Source organism: Streptomyces sp. NPDC002088 (assembly GCF_040296605.1).
GTDB lineage: Bacteria > Actinomycetota > Actinomycetes > Streptomycetales > Streptomycetaceae > Streptomyces.
The window spans coordinates 24620-40405 of record NZ_JBEOXO010000015.1; the positions used below are offsets into that span (position 1 = coordinate 24620).

The following is a 15786-nucleotide window of genomic DNA, read 5'->3' on the forward strand; positions in this document are numbered from 1 at the left end:
CGTGGCCGTTCTGACCGCACCCGTACGGAAGTCCCCGGCTCCGCCGTCGCCCCGCGGCAGGCGGACCGGCGGACCGCGCCGCACATCCCCGATGGTGCTTGCCTTCGTCCTCGTTCCGCTGCTCGCCGAAGCGGTATGGGTCTTCTGGCCCGCCCTGCAGGGCTTCTACCTCTCCCTCACCCGTTGGGACGGCGTCTCCGCACCGCGGTTCGTGGGCCTGGACAACTTCCGGGAGATGGCCCACGACGAGGTCTTCCGCGGCGCGGCCGGCAACACCGTGCTGTGGCTCGTGCTCTTCGGCGGCCTGTCCGCCCTGCTCGGTCTGGCCGCCGCGCTGCTGCTCCAGCAGGAGCGGCGCGGCGTCGGCTTCTACCGGGCGGCCCTGTTCCTGCCGGTCGTGTTCTCCCTGGTCGCCACCGCTCTCGTCTGGCAGGCGATCTACCAGCCCGACGGTGTTCTCAACCAACTCCTGGAGTCGGTCGGCCTCGGCAGCCTGCGCCACGCCTGGCTCGCCGACCAGGACACCGCCCTGTACGCCGTGATCGTGCCCGCGCTGTGGCGGCAGATCGGTTACGTCATGGTCCTCTACCTCGCCGGTCTCAAGGGCATTGACCCGGCCCTGTACGAGGCGGCCAAGGTCGACGGCGCCGGCGCCTGGCAGCGCTTCCGCCACGTCACACTGCCCCAGCTGCGCAGCGTCAACGCGGTCGTCCTGTCCGTCATCGTCATCGACTCGCTGCGTTCCTTCGACGTCGTGTGGTCGCTGACCCGCGGCGGCCCCTACCACTCGTCGGAGTTGCTGAGCACCTACATGTACTCCACCGCCTTCCAGTCCCTGCGACTGGGCTACGGATCCGCCCTGGCCGTCGTCATCTTCGTCCTCGCGTTCGGCGTCATCGCCTCCTACCTCGTCCGCGCGTTCCGGGAGGCCGACTGATGGCCACCACCTCCACGGCGCTGCGCCGCAGGCGGGCCGCCACCGCGGGATTCCACCTCGGCGCCGGGGCCCTGGCCGTCCTGTGGCTGCTGCCCATCGCCCTGGTCCTGGTGACCAGTCTGCGCACCTTCGACGACATCGCCGCGCACGGACTGGGCAGTTGGCCACACTCCTTCACCCTCGCCAACTTCGGCCAGGCCTGGAGCGACGGCGGTCAGCAGCGCGCCCTGATCAACAGCCTGCTGGTCACCGTGCCGTGCGTCCTGGTGACGCTCGCACTGGCCTCGATGGCCGCGTTCGCGCTCAGCCGCTACGAACTCCCCTTCCGCCGCTCCTTGTTGCTGCTCATGCTGGGCGGCAACCTGCTCCCGCCGCAGATCCTGCTCATCCCCGTCTCCAAGCTGAGCGAGATGATGGGCGTCTACGACACCCTGCCCGCACTCATCGGTGTGCAGATCGGCTTCGGCGTCGGCTTCTACGTCTTCGTCCTGCACGGCTTCATGCGCGCCATCCCCGTGGAGATCCAGCAGGCGGCGGTCGTCGACGGCGCCGGACCGTGGCAGATCTTCTGGCGGATCATCCTGCCCCTGGCCCGCCCCGCCCTGGCGGCCCTCAGCGCGCTGTCCTTCACCTGGATCTTCAACGACCTGCTGTGGGCGATCACCGTGCTGCGCAGCGACACCAAGATGCCGATCACCGCGGCGCTCATCGGACTGCAAGGACAGTACGTGTCGATGTGGAACGTGATCGCCGCCGGCTCCGTCATCGCCGCCGCACCCACCGTGGCCGTCTTCCTCCGGTTCCAGCGGCACTTCGTGGCCGGCCTCAACCTGGGAGCGGTGAAGTGACCTCCGACCGGCGCTGGACCCTGCGCACCGAGCACACCAGCTACACCGTCCGGCTGTCCCCGGACGGCCCGTGGGCCGAACTCGACGCCTGGGGCCCGCTCGGCGTCGAGGACGGACCCTCCGCCCTCGACTGGTCCCGTCGCACCCACTTCATCACGCCTGCGGACGCGGCGCCCGCCGAGTACCTGCCGTACGGGCTGCGGCCGTTCACGGGATCCGAGCTGATGGCGTCGCGCCCCGGTCAGGAGCGGGGCGTGTGGTGGGACTTCGCCGGTGCGGAGGAGGGGGAGGGGAGCCTGCGGCTCGCGTTCGCCGACGACGTCCTGGGCCTGCGTACGGTCCTGTGCTACGCGACGGTGCCGGGCACGGACGTGATCCTCCGCTGGACCGAACTGACCTCCACGGAAGAACTTCGCCTGGAGCGCCTCGACTCGGCCGCCGTGAACGTCCCCGTCACCGGCCCGGCCCGGCTGACGTACCTCGCCGGCCAGTGGTCGCAGGAGTTCCAGCGCATCCAACTCGACCTGCCCAGGGGCACGTTCACCATGGGCAGTCTCCAGGGCGCGCCCGGGCACGCGTACGCCCCCTGGCTCGCCGTGCAGGACGGGGACGGCCAGGCGGCTTACGGCATCGCCCTCGAATGGTCGGGTAACTGGCACATCACCGCGCAGGCCGAGCCGGGCGGCATCCTGCGCGTCCGCGCCGGGCGCGTCCCGCACGAAGGCGTCGTGGTCCTGGCCCCCGGCGAGACCCTCACCACCCCACGCCTCGCGTGCGCCTTCAGTCCGGACGGCCTCGACGGACTCTCCCGCGTCTGGCACCGCTACGAACGCCACCTCACCGGCGAGCGGCTGAGCCGCCCCCGCAAGGTGCTCTACAACTCCTGGGAGGCCACTGGCTTCGACGTCGAAGCGGCCGGGCAACTGGAGCTGGCCAAGGTGGCCGCCGACATCGGGGCCGAGCTGTTCGTCGTGGACGACGGATGGTTCACCGGCCGTGCCGACGACACCGGGGGACTGGGTGACTGGCACCCGGACCCGGCGGCGTTCCCGCAGGGCTTCGACCGCTTCGTCGAGGACGTCCGGGCACTCGGGCTGGACTTCGGCCTGTGGGTCGAGCCCGAAGCCGTCAGCCCGGCAAGTCGCCTGTACGCCGAACACCCCGAGTGGGTCTACCGGATCGACGGCCGCCCCGGCCGCCTGGTCCGCAACCAGCTGCTGCTCGACCTGGGCCGCACGGACGTCCAGGACTTCGTCATAGGCACCCTGGACCGGCTGCTCACCGAGCACGACATCAGCTACCTGAAGTGGGACATGAACCGGCCGCCCACCGAGCGCGGCCGCCCCGGCGACGAGCGCCCCGACCACCTCGACCTGGATGCCCGGCACGTCGACGGCTACCTGCGCGTCCTGGACCATCTGCGCGCGGCCCACCCCGCCGTCACGATCGAGGGCTGCGCGGGCGGCGGTGCCCGTATCGAGCACGCGACCATCGCCCGCACCGATGTCGTCTGGCCCAGTGACAACACCGCCCCACTGGACAGGCTGTCCATCCAGTACGGCTTTCTGCACGCCCACGCCCCGCACGTCATGAGCTCCTGGGTCACCGACGCCCCCGGCATCTTCGACCCGCGCCCGCGCAGCCTTGCCTTCCGCTTCGTCAACGCCATGTGCGGGGTCCTGGGCATCGGCGCGGACCTGCGCGCCTGGACGCCCGAGCAGCGTGCCGAGGCCGCCCACTGGATCGCCCGCTACAAGGACGTCCGGGACGTCGTCCACCGGGGGGACGCCCGGGTCCTCGGCACCCCGCAGGACGTCACCTTCGGTGTGCAGTACGACGATCCGCAGTCAGGGCGCACCGTCGTCGCGGCCCTCAGCACGGGGCGGCTCGACGGCGCCCCACTGGTGCCCGGGCGCCCCGCCCGGCTCCGGCTGCGTGGCCTCGCGCCCGAGGCCCGCTATCGCGATGCGGAGTCGGGACGCACGTACAGCGGAGCGCATCTGCTCCACTATGGGCTGCCCTTCGCCTGGAGCGCCGACCACGACGCCGAACTCGTGGTGCTGACATGGCAGTGAACCGGTCGGCATATGTTTTCAGGACGGCCGATCAGCCGTCCCCCGCCCACAGAGGAGTCGAACCCCCACGATGGAGCAGTCCGCACGACGGCCCGGCGCCCGCTTCACGGGACGCACGGCCGTGGTCACCGGAGCGGCCTCCGGCATCGGAGCCGCCACGGCGGTCCGTCTCGCCCAGGAGGGAGCCGCCGTCGTGATCGCCGACGTCGTCGAGGAACAGGGCGAGGCGGTCGCCACACGGATCGCCGAGGCCGGCGGCCTCGCCCGGTTCGTGAGAGCCGACGTCGCGGCGGAGGACGACTGGACACGGATCATGGCCACCGCCCACGACTTCGGACCTGTGGACGTCCTCGTCAGCAACGCCTACACCGTCGAGGTGGCACCGGCCCACGAGACGTCCCTCGCCTCGTGGCAGCGGCAGCTCGCCGTCAACCTCACCGGCAGCTTCCTCGGCTTCCGGACGGTCCTGCCCGATCTGCGGGACCGCCGGGGCGCGCTGGTGCTGACCTCGTCCGTCCACGCCCACAAGGGCATCCCCGGCCATCCCGCCTATGCCGCGTCCAAGGGCGCCTTGCTGTCCCTGTGCAGTCAACTCGCCGTCGAGTACGGGCCCGAGGTCCGCGTCAACGCCGTCCTGCCAGGACCCATCCTGACCGCCGCGTGGGACCGGGTCCCGCCCGAGGACCGGGAGCGCAGCGTCGCCGAAACGGCGATGCGCCGCTTCGGGTCCCCCGAGGAGGTGGCCGCTGCCATCGCGTTCCTCAGCGCCGACGAAGCCTCCTACATCACCGGGACGAGTCTCGTCGTGGACGGAGGCTGGAGCGTCGTCAAGGCCTCCGCATGACCACGCTCCCCACTCATCAGAAAGGCTGTACGACATGACGCCCTACGCCCGTCGCGGCGTACACGGCCAGACCGTGGAACTCCTCGCCCGCCGCATTCTGGGCGGTGAGATCCCCGAGGGGGCCACGCTGGACCTGGTGGCGCTGCAGAGCGAACTGGACGTGAGTCTGACCGCCCTGCGCGAGTCGCTCAAGGTCCTCGCCGCCAAGGGGATGGTCGACGCCCGCCAGCGGCGCGGCACCTTCGTGCGCTCCCGCGCCGAGTGGAACCTGCTCGACGCCGACGTGCTGCGCTGGCAGTTCGAGGGCGGCCGCACCACCGAGGCCGACCGGGCGCTGCTGCACAACCTCGCCGAGGTGCGCGCCATCATCGAACCGGCCGCCGTGCGGCTGGCCGCCGAACGCCGCACCGACGCCGACCTGGCCGCCCTGGAGGACGCCCTGGTGGCGATGGGGGAGCAGGACACCGACGCCGCCCACGCCGTCGAGGCCGACCTCCAGTTCCACCGTGCCCTGCTCAACGCCACCCACAACGAACTCCTCGAACGCATGGAGATGGTGATCGAGTCCGGGCTGGCCCACCGCGATCGCATCGTGCACAGCTCCCCCCACAGCGAGGACCCGGTCCCGGCCCACCGCGCCGTCCTGGACGCCGTACGCGACCGGGATCCGCAGGCCGCCGAGGCCGCCATGCGGGCCCTGCTCGACCAGGCCGGACGCGATCTGGACCGCGTCGACACCTCCGATGAAACGGAAGGCCCCCGGTCTCAGTGAAGCTCACCCGTATCGAAACCTTCCTGGTCCCGCCCCGCTGGCTGTTCTGCCGCGTCGAGACCGACGAGGGCGTGGTCGGCTGGGGCGAACCGGTCGTCGAAGGGCGCGCCGAGGTCGTCCGCGCCGCCGTCGAGGTCCTGGCCGAGTACCTCGTCGGCCAGGATCCCCTGCGCATCCAGGACCACTGGCAGGTACTCACCAAGGGCGGCTTCTACCGGGGCGGCCCGGTCCTCTCCAGCGCCGTCGCCGGCCTCGACCAGGCCCTGTGGGACATAGCCGGGAAGACCTACGGCGCTCCCGTGCACGCCCTGCTGGGCGGTCCGGTGCGCGACCGCGTCCGGGTCTACGCCTGGGTCGGCGGCGACGAACCCGCCGAGCTGACGGAGCAGATAGCCGCCCAGGTCGAGGCAGGCTTCACCGCGGTCAAGATGAACGCGGCCGGAGTCACCTCGCCGGTCCCCACGGCCGCCGAGACCGCCGCGGTCGTCGCCCGCGTGGCAGCCGCCCGGGAGGCCCTCGGCCCCGACAGGGACGTCGCCGTCGACTTCCACGGCCGCTTCAGTGCCGCCGCCGCACGCCGTGTCCTGGCCGAACTCGCCCCGCTGCACCCGCTGTTCGTGGAGGAACCCGTCGTGCCCGAGCAGGGCCACCTGCTGGCCGGCCTGGTCGCCGCGAGCCCGGTTCCCCTCGCCACCGGTGAACGCCTCTACAGCCGTGCCGAGTTCCTGCCCGCACTCGCCGCGGGCATCGCGGTCGCCCAGCCGGACCTGTCCCACGCCGGCGGCATCTCGGAGGTGCACCGCATCGCCTCGCTCGCCGAGGCCTACGGCGCCCAGCTCGCCCCGCACTGTCCGCTGGGCCCGATCGCGCTCGCCGCCAGCTTGCAGGTCGCGTTCGCCACGCCGAACTTCCTGATCCAGGAGCAGAGCCGGGGCATCCACTACAACAAAGACATCGATCTGCTGTCCTACCTGGTCGACCCCGAGCCGTTCCGGTTCGTCGACGGGCACGCCGCTCGCCGCGACGCCCCGGGCCTCGGCATCACCATCGACGAGGACGCCGTACGAGCCGCCGACCGCACCGGACACAGCTGGCGCAACCCCGTGTGGCGGCACGCCGACGGCTCCTTCGCGGAGTGGTGAGCGTGCCCCTGGACATCGTCACCGACCTTGCCCACGGCGGCCGTTGGACCTCACTGCGCACGGCGGGGCGCGAATGTGGCGGCGCGAGGCACCCGAGCGGGAGGGCGTGTCACCCGGCGTCCCTTTCGTGGACGCGGGCGGGCTGGAGGAGTGCGTTCCCACGGTCCGCGGTCTGCCCGACCACGGCGACGCCTGGTCCCGGCCCTGGACGCGGGACGGGGACGCGGACGTCGTCCACTGCGAGCGCTTCACCCTGACGCGCACGATCCGCGGCACCGCCGACGGAGCCGAGGCCGACTACGTGCTGACAGCCGACACGGGATTCCGCTTCGTGTGGGCCGCGCACGCCCTGCTGGATCTCTCCGACCGCGCGACGCTGCACCTGCGCGACCGGGCGCGCACCCGTCTCTTCCCCGAGGCCGCCCCGCTGCTCGAGCGGGAGTGGCCGGCGGGTGCCCCGTGGGTGGAGGGCGGCTGGCCCGCCCCCTGCGGACTGCGCCTGGACCACCTGGGTCCGGACGACGGCACCGCGGTCGGGGCCGTCGTGGACGCCTCCCGCTGCTGCGTTCACGACGACGCGGACCGACTGTCCCTGGCTGTCGAAGCCGACGGGCAGCCCCTGTCCGTCGCGCTGTGGCGCAACCTGGGCGGCTTTCCCGACGGACGCCCCTACCGCAGCACGGGCGTCGAGCCGATGCTCGGCCGCGTCTTCGACCTGAACGAGGCAGAGCCCGGCGACGCCGCGCGGGTACCTGCCTCGGGCGAGGTGCGGTGGCGGCTGACGCTGACCGCGAACTGCCACTGCCCCTGAACCGACCTGTGTGACAAGGAGCTTTTCGCCCATGGATCTCCGAGCGGCCCTGGCCGCCCACCGCCTGCTCGCGATCGTCCGCGGCACCGATCCCGAGGCCGCGGTGCGCACCGTACTGGCCCTGGCCGACGAAGGCGTCGAGCTGATCGAGGTGTCCTTGAGCGGCAAGGACACCCTGGCCGTCATCGAGCGGGCGCGTACGGCGCTCGGTCCCGACCGTCCTCTGGGCGCCGGTACGGTCCTGACCGCCGACGACGCGCGGGCCGCCCAGCGGGCCGGCGCGGACTTCATCGTCACCCCGGCGCTCGGCGACGGCGTCGACACGGCCCGCGAACTGGGCCTGCCGGTCCTGGCGGGGGTCATGACCCCGACCGAGATCGTGGCCGCACGGACCGCCGGCGCCACCGCGCTGAAGATCTTCCCGGCCGCCCAGGCCGGAGGCCCCGGCTATCTCAAGGCCCTGCGCGGACCGTTCCCGCAGGAGCTCTTCATACCGGTGGGCGGCGTGGACGAGGCGGCCGCCCGGGCATATCTGGCCGCCGGCGCGAGCGCGGTCGGAGTCGGCTCGCCCCTGGTCGGCGACGCCGCCGACGGCGGCAGCCTGACCGCGTTGCGTGACCGCGCCCGTGCCTTCCTCACCGCTTGCCGGAAGGACACGCCGTGACCGAACCAGCCGGGCGTGCCGAGGGCGCAGCCCATGCCGAACAGGGAGTGGAGGCCAAAGCCGTGGATGACGCCGCGGGAGCGCCCCAAGTCGAAGCCCTCCGCCCCGACCGTCTCGAACTCGGCGAGGGCATCCGCTGGACGGAGCACGGCATCGTGCTCGTGGACATCCTCGCGGGACGTCTGCTCGCCGCCGCCGGCGAACCCACCGACCCGCTCCGACAACTGGCCCAACTGCCCGTGCCGCTTGGCGCGGTGGCCCCCGTGGCCGGAGCTCCCGGCACCTGGATCGCCGCCGCGGGCACCGGGATCTGCCTGCTCGGCCCCGACGGGGCGACGAGGTGGCTGGGCCGGCCCGAGGCGGACGCCGCACGGCCCATGCGCATGAACGACGCGAGCGCCGATCCGCTCGGCCGCTTCTGGGCGGGCAGCATGGCCTACGACGCCGAGGAGGGCGCTGGCTCCCTCTACCGGGTGGACCACGACGGCACGGTGACCCGCGTCCTCGACGGCATCACCGTGCCGAACGGGCCCGCGTTCACCGCCGACGGAGACACCTTGTACCTGGCCGACAGCGTCCTGGGAGTCGTCCGGCGCCACCCCGTCGACCCGGTCACCGGCGGCCTCGGGACCCCGGAGGTGTTCGTCACCGTCGACGACGGCAGCCCCGACGGCATGGTGGTGGACGTTGAAGGTGCCCTGTGGGTCGCGGTGTGGGGCACAGGAACCGTACGCCGCTATCTGCCCGACGGCAGCCTCGACCGCACGCTCCGCATCCCCGCACGGCAGCCCGCCGGCGTGTGCCTGGAGGGGAACCTCCTGCACATCACGACCGCCCGGGTGGGACTCACCGTACCCGGCCCTCGCGACGGCGCCGTGTTCACCGCTCGGGTCGACGTGCCGGGCCGCCCGGCGGCCGCCTACCGCCACCGGGCACCGGTTCCGGGTGCGGGGGATGCGTCATGACGGACATCTGGCGTCCCCGCGAGGGAACGGTGGTCTGCATCGGGGAGACCATGGCCGCCCTGGCCCCCGCTCCGTCCCGGTCGCTGGAGACCGCGGATGACCTGCGGGTTTCGGTGGCCGGGGCTGAGTCCAACGTGGCGATGTACCTCGCGGACCTGGGCGTCCCCGTGTCCTGGCTCTCGGCGCTGGGCGACGACGCGTTGGGGCGCAGAGTGCTCACCGCGGTCAGCGCGGCCGGAGTCGACGTCGGCGGCGTGCGCCAGGACCCCCTGCGGCCCACGGGCCTGCTCGTGAAGGAGCCCACCGGGAGCCGTACCCGCGTCCACTACTACCGCGGCAACTCTGCGGCCTCGGCCATGGGGCCCGACGTACTGGACGACGCGCGACTGCGGGCGGCCTCCCTGGTGCACATCACGGGCGTGACCCCGGCATTGTCCCCGTCCTGCCGCAGCCTGACCGTCGCGGCGCTCACCACCCCGCCCGGCGAACGTCCGTATGCCATCAGCTTCGACGTGAACCACCGCCCGGCACTGTGGCCGCCCGGGGCGGCCGCCCCCGTGCTGAGAGACCTGGCCGACCGCGCCGACACCACCTTCGTCGGCCTCGACGAGGCGCAGGAACTGTGGGGCGCGGACCTCGAACCGGCCGACGTACGCGCTTTGTTGCCGCACCCGCGCCTCCTGGTGGTCAAGGACGGCAGTCGTACGGCCACCGCCTTCGGCGACTTCGGGGACGAGGACAGCCGGACCGTGCCCGCGCTGCGCACCGACGTGGTGGAGCCGGTCGGCGCGGGCGACGCCTTCGCCGCCGGGTTCCTGGCCGGCCTGCTGCGCGGCGAGGACATCGAGCGTACGCTCCGACTCGGACACATCACGGCCACGTCGGCCCTCAAGGTGACGGGCGACCGCGGACCCCTGCCGGATGACGCCCGCGTCGCGCGCCTCCTGGACCTGCCGAAGCACGAGTGGGCCGCCCTACCGGGCGAACCCATGCCTTGAGGCGCAGTGCACGGGGCAGCCCCGCGCCGGGGAATCCCAGTGCCGGACAGTGAGTGTGTCTCATCCGGCTTGGGCGGCCAATGGACAGGCGCCCGAAGGGCCTCAGGCGCTGAGTGCCTGCTTCAGTGCGTCGAGACCGTCCGCGTAGATGCCCTGGAACAGTGCCACGGCCTCGTCGTCGGCGACGCCGACCGGGGTGAATGAGCCGGACCACTCCACTTGGGACCCGCTTTCTCCAGGCACCCCGTGCACGGTGAGGGTGGAGAGATAGTCAGTGACCGGGAAGGGGGCGCTCAGGATGGAGTAGGTGTAGGAGCGGGCCTTGTTGTCGAAGGCTTCGAGGCGTTCGACGATGACGCCGCCGTCGTCGTTGGCGAGGCTGCGGACGCGGCCGCCCTCGCTGAGCTTGCTGACGGGGATATAGGGGAGCCAGTCGGGCAGCGAGTCGAAGCCGCCGATGAGCTGCCATACACGGGCGGGGGAGACCGGAACGTCAATGTGAGCGGCGGTGGTGGCCATTGTCCTCTCCTGGGTGGTGCGGTGCCGGGCAGGCAGTTGGTCAGGCGGTGGGCAGGGGTGCGGTGGGGGAGATGAGCTTCTCTTCACGCAGGGCGGTCCAGAACGCGGCGGGGATCTTCTCGTCGAGGGCAGCGACATCTTCGGAGATGCGGCTCGGCTTGGTGGCGCCGGGTATGACCGCGGCGGACGCGGGGTGTGACAGGGCGAACTGCAGTGCGGCGGACTTGATGCTGATGCCGTGCTGCTGGGCGAGCTTCTTGATGCGTTCGACCTTGGCGATGATTTCCGGCGCTGCCTTCTGGTACTCGAAGTGCTGGCCGCCGGCCAGAACGCCCGAGCTGTAGGGTCCGCCGACCACCATGTCCACGCCCTGCTGGACGGCCGTGGGCAGGAGCCGCTGGAGAGCGTGCTCGTGGTCGAGGAGGGTGTACCGGCCCGCGAGGAGGAAGGCGTCGGGCTGGGGCTCGTCCAGATCGAGAGTCAGCTCGATGGGCTCCACGCGGTTGACGCCAAGGCCCCAGGCCTTGATGACGCCTTCTTCGCGCAGTTTGGTCAGAACGCGGAACGCTCCCGTGCGTGCGGACTCGTAGACGGACAGCCACTCGTCGCCGTGGAAGTCCTTCGCGACATCATGGACCCACACGATGTCCAGCCGGTCTGTCTTGAGCCGCTCGAGGCTGTCCTCGATCGAGCGCAGGGTGGCGTCGGCCGTGTAGACGTCGACCATCTTGTTGGGGCGGCCGAACTCGAACAGCCCGCCCTTCTCGCCGAGGTCGCGTGTGGCGGGGTCTTCGATCTCGTCGTAGATGACCCGGCCGACCTTGGTGCTCAGCACGTACTCGTCGCGAGGGTGCTGGGCGAGCACCTCACCCAGGCGGATCTCGGCGAGCCCGGCCCCGTAGAACGGGGCGCTGTCGAAGTAGCGGATGCCGTGGTCCCAGGCAGCGGCGACGGTCGCGGCCGCCTCCTCCTCCGGTATGTCACGGAACATGTTGCCCAGCGGTGCCGTACCGAAGCCAAGACGTCCGGGCAGCAGAGACTTGATGCTCATGGCGGAGTTCCTTGCAGTGTTGATTGCGATGACCGTGCGTGCCGGATATGCAATGAAATATGCAACCCGTCGGCCTTGTGTGTTCGAGACTAGAAGCGAAACTTGAGACTGTCCAAGACGGATTTGGACGCACTTGAGTCTCTGGAGGTCTCTTCTGCTTGACCTGCGAAAACTCCACTGTTTCGCGGCTTCGCCGAGGAGGAACAGGCTGCCGGCGGCTCCAGGAATCGCTCCCCGGTTCACTCAACGCCGCACCCTTGCCGAAGAACACCACTGGCGTGCGAACCAGCCGACAGCAGTCCTGGGCTGGAACGTGGCGGTGTTCGGCATCGGATACGTCGGGCCAGTGCAGCTGGCGCCCGTGTACCGGGCGCTGCGCAAGGCGTTCGAGGACGGCAAGAACGAGCCGGGGCGGCGGATTTCTACTACGGCGAGATGGAGATGCGCCGCCACGACCGCACCGGCACCACCCGCGCCGAACGCGGGCTGCTCCACGGCTACTGGCTGCTGTCCGGCTATGGCCTGCGCGCCTCCAGGACTCTGGGCTGGCTTGCTGCCGCCATGCTCGTCACCATCGTGCTGCTGATGGGCTTCGGGCTCCCGAAGGACTCCCCGAAGCAGGAAGCGACCGGCACCGTGCCGCCCGGCGGCGGCAAGGTCACCTTCGAGATCGACAAGGCTGATCCCCAGAACCCCACCGGGGACAGGTCCACCGGCGAGCGCTTCGAGAAGACCCTGAACGTCACGCTCAACTCGGTGGTGTTCCGCTCTTCCGGACAGGACCTGACCACCGCTGGCACCTACATCGAGATGGCGTCCCGCGTCACCGAGCCCGTCCTTCTGGGCTTGGCGGTCCTGGCGGTCCGTAACCGCGTCAAACGCTGACCCAGCCAGCCCACGGCCAGGGGTCGGCAGTGTCCCGGGCGAGGGCTTCGTGCGGGGAGACCGGCAAGGCGGACGTCCACGAGCTGCCGCCTGCAAAAAACGCGAAGAAGTAGCTGGCCAAGAGGGCGGCAGCGGAAAAGACCACCGCCGAGAAGACCACCGCCAGGAGAGCGACTGCGAAGAAGGTGGCCGCCAGGAAGCCCCATCGCACCGCCTAGGCGGCCCGAAGCCGCGCTTGGAGGGCAGATGGAGGTGCGGGCCTCCGTTCCGAGATTCCCCCCGAGCCGGCGCGGAGGTCCGCCCGCCCGGGGTGGCCGCACGGGGAATGGTTTCGGGGTCCGGATGGTTGATGCAGGCGTGGTTGTGAAGGGGACAGTGTCCCCGGGCCTCACCTATTGCCTGCAGGGACGATCGTTCGGCTGAAGCCCTGCAGTGCCTTCCGCCGCGTAGGCGACTGCCCTTCGCGACCACGTTTTTCGTCTGTGGCCCCGGTTGCGGCACTCGTGCCGTCCGGGGCCGCATGCGTTTTGGGGCTGGTGCGTGACGTGTCGTCGCGGGACGCGTTGCGACGGTCATGGACGACGATCACGACCGCTTCGAGCTCGACGAGATCGACTTTGCGCGGCGGGGGAGTGGCCATGGCGACGGGTTACGTTGGGTCCAGGAATAGCCCGAGTACGGCCGCCGCGCACTCTTTGCAGGCGACTGTCTCGGCCGTTGAGCGCAGCACGTCGAGCGCCTCGAACAGGTCTTGCTCCGGTCCGCCGGCGGGCGCATCGGGGCAGTCCCAGACGCCCACCCACCCCGACCGCCCGACAGACCTGTCACCAACACCCCATGCAGCGCCGTCTTCATGACGACAGGCCCGACCAGGGGGCGGACACCCCGACCATGATCCCGACCACGACAGGTCAGCGTGCTGGCGTACCTCGCCGATCGCCGCGCCCGGCGTTCCTTGAGGAAGCTGTCTGGGTGGGTGCCTTCTTCGCCGTCTTTCGTGCCGCGGCCTTCCTCGCAGGGTTGGTCGGCGCCGCGTGCATGTCTGCGTGGCCCGTCTCGCCGCGTGCCGCGTGGGCCTGGTCGACGGACTGCTGCAGCGCGGCCATCAGGTCCACCAGCTGGCCCGGCCGGGCCGTCGGCTCCAGGACCTGCGGCAGCTGGCGGTCTTCCTGCTTGGCCTTGATCACCGCGTGCAGGGCGTCGGTGTAGTGGTCGGCGAACTGGGGGCCTTCGAGGCTGTCGAGCGTCCTGGCCTCGATCAGGGCCAGGGCCTCCTCGATCTCGTCCTCGTCCAGCTGGACCGGCGCGGGGAACGCTGCAGCGGGGTCGCGGATTTCATCTGGCCACAGCAGCCCGTGCAAGGCGATCACCTCTCCGCGGACCCGGAGCAGACCGAGCCGCTCACGGCCGTGCCACGCGTACCGGACGACCGCGACCCGTGACGCGCGCTCCAAGGCCATCCGCAGTACTGGTGATCCCGGCTATCCGTAACTGCGGAGTTGGGCCGCCGGGTGGCCGATCTCGGGACGCCTTCGTTACTCGTACACGGAGGTCACCGGCCGGCGGTGCAGGTGCAGGAACAGCCAGTCCGCCAGTCGGCTGCGGCGAGGACGTCGATCTGCCGTTCCAGCTTCTGGCTGCCGGTCGAAACCTGGGCGTGCAATCTTCAGAAGACGAAGGTTCCTTGAAGGTCCGAGCGCGGTCAGATGGTGGCCGACACGCGTGCGTCGTACTGGGCCACGGTCTCGTCTCGGGACCGAGAGCCACCATGTGACGTGCTGCAGCGGCGGGGAGGCGGTGCGCCCTCCCAACCGCGGATGGGGTTCAGGGCCGGATTGACGTTCCTATTAGCTAACCGCTATCTATATGTGGGTCGCAGAGGAGGACGGTCTGTTGCAGGACGTGGTGCTGGCGCTGCTGGTCAAGGAGCCGTCGCACGGGTACGACCTGCGCATGCGGTTGGCGGCGGCACTCGGACCGCTGGGGGAGACGCTGAACGCGGGTCAGATCTACGTCACGCTCACCCGGCTGGAGAAGGCGGGGTTGGTCGTCCTGGAGCGTGAGGACGCGCCGGTGCGCGGCCCGCGGCGCAAGGTGTACGCGCCGACCGCGGCCGGGCAGGAACGGGTGGCCGCGTGGATGGCCGAGAGCGCCGGGCCCAGAGCGGACGTGGTGGAGTTCCACCTGAAGCTGGTGGCCGCCGCCGAGTCGGGTCTGGCCGATCCGCTCGTACTCGCGGACACGCGACGGCGGGAGCTGATGCGCAACCTCGCCGAGGCCCAGCACGCCGCCCTCGCTCACGACACGAACTCGGAGGCCGGACTGCTCCTGGAGGGCATCGCGCTCCGGTTGCAGGCCGATCTGCGCTGGCTGGAGGCGTGCGAGCGGACCTGGTCCGCCCCCGCCCCGCGTGGGAGAGGCGGAAGGATCGGATGACGAGGGACGTGCCGCGGGTCAGGGGCCGGTCACGGCGGAGGGGTACGGACGACAACCCGGGCGCCGGGCCGGTCGGCCGCCACCCCGGTGCTGCGGACGGGCCGCTGCTGCGGGCGGTCGGCCTGTCGCGGGTGTATGGGGAGGACGAGAGCCTGGTACGGGCCGTCGACGGGGTCGACCTCGACGTACCGGCCGGGCAGACGCTCGCGGTGACCGGGCCCAGCGGCTGCGGCAAGTCGACGTTGCTGCAGCTCCTCGGCGGTCTTGACCGGCCCAGCGACGGCGAGGTGTGGCTCGGCGGGCAGCGCATCGACCACCTCGGCGAGCGGGCGCTGGCCAGGCTGCGGCGCCGGGTCGTCGGCTTCGTCTTCCAGGATTTTCACCTGATGGACGAGCTGACCGCGGCGGAGAACGTCGAGCTGCCCGCGCTGCTCACCGGCGCCTCACCGCGCACCGCCCGCCACTGTGCCGCCGGGCTCCTGGACCGGGTCGGGCTCGCCGACCGGGCCCGGCATCTGCCCTCGGAGCTCTCCGGCGGGCAGCGGCAGCGGGTCGCCATCGCCCGTGCCCTGGTCAACGAGCCACTGGTTGTCCTCGCGGACGAACCCACCGGAAACCTCGACAGCGCCGCGACGCACGACGTCCTCCGCCTCTTCGGCGAACTGCGCGCCGTCGGCCAGACCCTCGTCGTGGTCACCCATGACGAGCGCGTCGCCGCCACCGCGGACCGTGTCGTCTCCCTGCGCGACGGGGCGTTGGCCGACGACACCCGCCTGGACAGCGACGGCGGCCACGGCGACACCACACGGCTCGGTGCGCTGCTGAGCTGGGAGCAGTGA

15 protein-coding genes and 1 pseudogene are annotated in these 15786 nt (G+C 71.3%); 13 read left to right on the forward strand and 3 right to left on the reverse strand.

Going from position 1 to position 15786, the window contains the following annotated elements:
- The first annotated feature begins 1 nt into the window (after window position 1).
- The 10 genes from ABT114_RS28560 (at window position 2) to ABT114_RS28605 (ending at window position 10056) form a co-directional block, all read left to right on the forward strand.
- On the forward strand, window positions 2-937 hold the full coding sequence (locus ABT114_RS28560; RefSeq protein WP_351145753.1) for a carbohydrate ABC transporter permease: 936 nt from the start codon (window positions 2-4) through the stop codon (window positions 935-937).
- Entirely contained in the window at window positions 937-1785 is an 849-nt protein-coding gene (locus ABT114_RS28565) for a carbohydrate ABC transporter permease (protein WP_351145754.1), read from the forward strand. The genes ABT114_RS28560 and ABT114_RS28565 overlap by 1 nt, the downstream gene beginning before the upstream one ends.
- Window positions 1782-3860, forward strand: a complete 2079-nt coding sequence (locus ABT114_RS28570) for an alpha-galactosidase (RefSeq protein WP_351145755.1) — start codon at window positions 1782-1784, stop codon at window positions 3858-3860. The genes ABT114_RS28565 and ABT114_RS28570 overlap by 4 nt, the downstream gene beginning before the upstream one ends.
- 70 nt (window positions 3861-3930) lie before the next feature.
- Window positions 3931-4704, forward strand: coding sequence for an SDR family NAD(P)-dependent oxidoreductase (locus ABT114_RS28575; RefSeq protein WP_351145756.1), 774 nt, complete (start codon window positions 3931-3933; stop codon window positions 4702-4704).
- A gap of 34 nt (window positions 4705-4738) precedes the next feature.
- A complete protein-coding gene (locus ABT114_RS28580) occupies window positions 4739-5476 on the forward strand; it encodes a FadR/GntR family transcriptional regulator (RefSeq protein WP_351145757.1) in 738 nt (245 codons plus the stop codon).
- The gene (dgoD, locus tag ABT114_RS28585) at window positions 5473-6618 is read left to right on the forward strand and encodes a galactonate dehydratase (protein WP_351145758.1); all 1146 of its coding nucleotides are present in this window, start codon (window positions 5473-5475) and stop codon (window positions 6616-6618) included. The genes ABT114_RS28580 and dgoD overlap by 4 nt, the downstream gene beginning before the upstream one ends.
- Window positions 6619-6724: 106 nt before the next feature.
- Window positions 6725-7429: a hypothetical protein gene (locus ABT114_RS28590; RefSeq protein WP_502988407.1), complete on the forward strand. Its 705-nt coding sequence runs from the start codon at window positions 6725-6727 to the stop codon at window positions 7427-7429.
- Window positions 7430-7460: 31 nt separating this feature from the next.
- Window positions 7461-8093 carry a bifunctional 4-hydroxy-2-oxoglutarate aldolase/2-dehydro-3-deoxy-phosphogluconate aldolase gene (locus ABT114_RS28595; RefSeq protein ID WP_351145759.1) on the forward strand — a complete coding sequence of 211 codons (633 nt, stop codon included), beginning with the start codon at window positions 7461-7463 and terminating at the stop codon, window positions 8091-8093.
- A gap of 62 nt (window positions 8094-8155) precedes the next feature.
- The gene (locus ABT114_RS28600) at window positions 8156-9058 is read left to right on the forward strand and encodes an SMP-30/gluconolactonase/LRE family protein (protein WP_351145924.1); all 903 of its coding nucleotides are present in this window, start codon (window positions 8156-8158) and stop codon (window positions 9056-9058) included.
- On the forward strand, window positions 9055-10056 hold the full coding sequence (locus ABT114_RS28605) for a sugar kinase (protein ID WP_351145760.1): 1002 nt from the start codon (window positions 9055-9057) through the stop codon (window positions 10054-10056). The genes ABT114_RS28600 and ABT114_RS28605 overlap by 4 nt, the downstream gene beginning before the upstream one ends.
- A 102-nt stretch (window positions 10057-10158) precedes the next feature.
- On the opposite strand, the gene ABT114_RS28610 is transcribed toward ABT114_RS28605, so the two are convergent.
- Both ABT114_RS28610 and ABT114_RS28615 read right to left on the reverse strand, forming a co-directional pair.
- Window positions 10159-10575: an SRPBCC family protein gene (locus ABT114_RS28610; RefSeq protein ID WP_351145761.1), complete on the reverse strand. Its 417-nt coding sequence runs from the start codon at window positions 10573-10575 to the stop codon at window positions 10159-10161.
- 40 nt (window positions 10576-10615) lie between these two features.
- The gene (locus ABT114_RS28615; RefSeq protein WP_351145762.1) at window positions 10616-11626 is read right to left on the reverse strand and encodes an aldo/keto reductase; all 1011 of its coding nucleotides are present in this window, start codon (window positions 11624-11626) and stop codon (window positions 10616-10618) included.
- Window positions 11627-11861: 235 nt separating this feature from the next.
- Here ABT114_RS28615 and ABT114_RS28620 point away from each other — a divergent pair.
- Window positions 11862-12511, forward strand: a pseudogene (locus ABT114_RS28620) (pentapeptide repeat-containing protein); the annotation flags it as partial.
- Between the two features lie 911 nt (window positions 12512-13422).
- Here the strand turns inward: ABT114_RS28620 and ABT114_RS28625 are convergent.
- Window positions 13423-13971 carry a Ku protein gene (locus ABT114_RS28625; RefSeq protein WP_351145763.1) on the reverse strand — a complete coding sequence of 183 codons (549 nt, stop codon included), beginning with the start codon at window positions 13969-13971 and terminating at the stop codon, window positions 13423-13425.
- Between the two features lie 406 nt (window positions 13972-14377).
- Here ABT114_RS28625 and ABT114_RS28630 point away from each other — a divergent pair, with 406 nt between their 5' ends.
- Together ABT114_RS28630 and ABT114_RS28635 are read left to right on the forward strand one after the other, a co-directional pair.
- A complete protein-coding gene (locus ABT114_RS28630; RefSeq protein WP_351145764.1) occupies window positions 14378-14947 on the forward strand; it encodes a PadR family transcriptional regulator in 570 nt (189 codons plus the stop codon).
- A complete protein-coding gene (locus tag ABT114_RS28635; protein WP_351145765.1) occupies window positions 14944-15786 on the forward strand; it encodes an ABC transporter ATP-binding protein in 843 nt (280 codons plus the stop codon). Before ABT114_RS28630 ends, ABT114_RS28635 begins: the two co-directional genes overlap by 4 nt.

Excerpts from the sequence above, each read along its gene's own strand:
- ABT114_RS28635 (WP_351145765.1), top strand. The coding sequence starts at position 14,944 with ATGACGAGGGACGTGCCGCGGGTCAGGGGCCGGTCACGGCGGAGGGGT.
- ABT114_RS28625 (WP_351145763.1), bottom strand. The coding sequence starts at position 13,971 with ATGGCCTTGGAGCGCGCGTCACGGGTCGCGGTCGTCCGGTACGCGTGG.
- ABT114_RS28595 (WP_351145759.1), top strand. The coding sequence starts at position 7,461 with ATGGATCTCCGAGCGGCCCTGGCCGCCCACCGCCTGCTCGCGATCGTC.
- ABT114_RS28615 (WP_351145762.1), bottom strand. The coding sequence starts at position 11,626 with ATGAGCATCAAGTCTCTGCTGCCCGGACGTCTTGGCTTCGGTACGGCA.
- ABT114_RS28580 (WP_351145757.1), top strand. The coding sequence starts at position 4,739 with ATGACGCCCTACGCCCGTCGCGGCGTACACGGCCAGACCGTGGAACTC.
- ABT114_RS28605 (WP_351145760.1), top strand. The coding sequence starts at position 9,055 with ATGACGGACATCTGGCGTCCCCGCGAGGGAACGGTGGTCTGCATCGGG.
- ABT114_RS28630 (WP_351145764.1), top strand. The coding sequence starts at position 14,378 with ATGTGGGTCGCAGAGGAGGACGGTCTGTTGCAGGACGTGGTGCTGGCG.
- ABT114_RS28575 (WP_351145756.1), top strand. The coding sequence starts at position 3,931 with ATGGAGCAGTCCGCACGACGGCCCGGCGCCCGCTTCACGGGACGCACG.
- ABT114_RS28565 (WP_351145754.1), top strand. The coding sequence starts at position 937 with ATGGCCACCACCTCCACGGCGCTGCGCCGCAGGCGGGCCGCCACCGCG.
- ABT114_RS28610 (WP_351145761.1), bottom strand. The coding sequence starts at position 10,575 with ATGGCCACCACCGCCGCTCACATTGACGTTCCGGTCTCCCCCGCCCGT.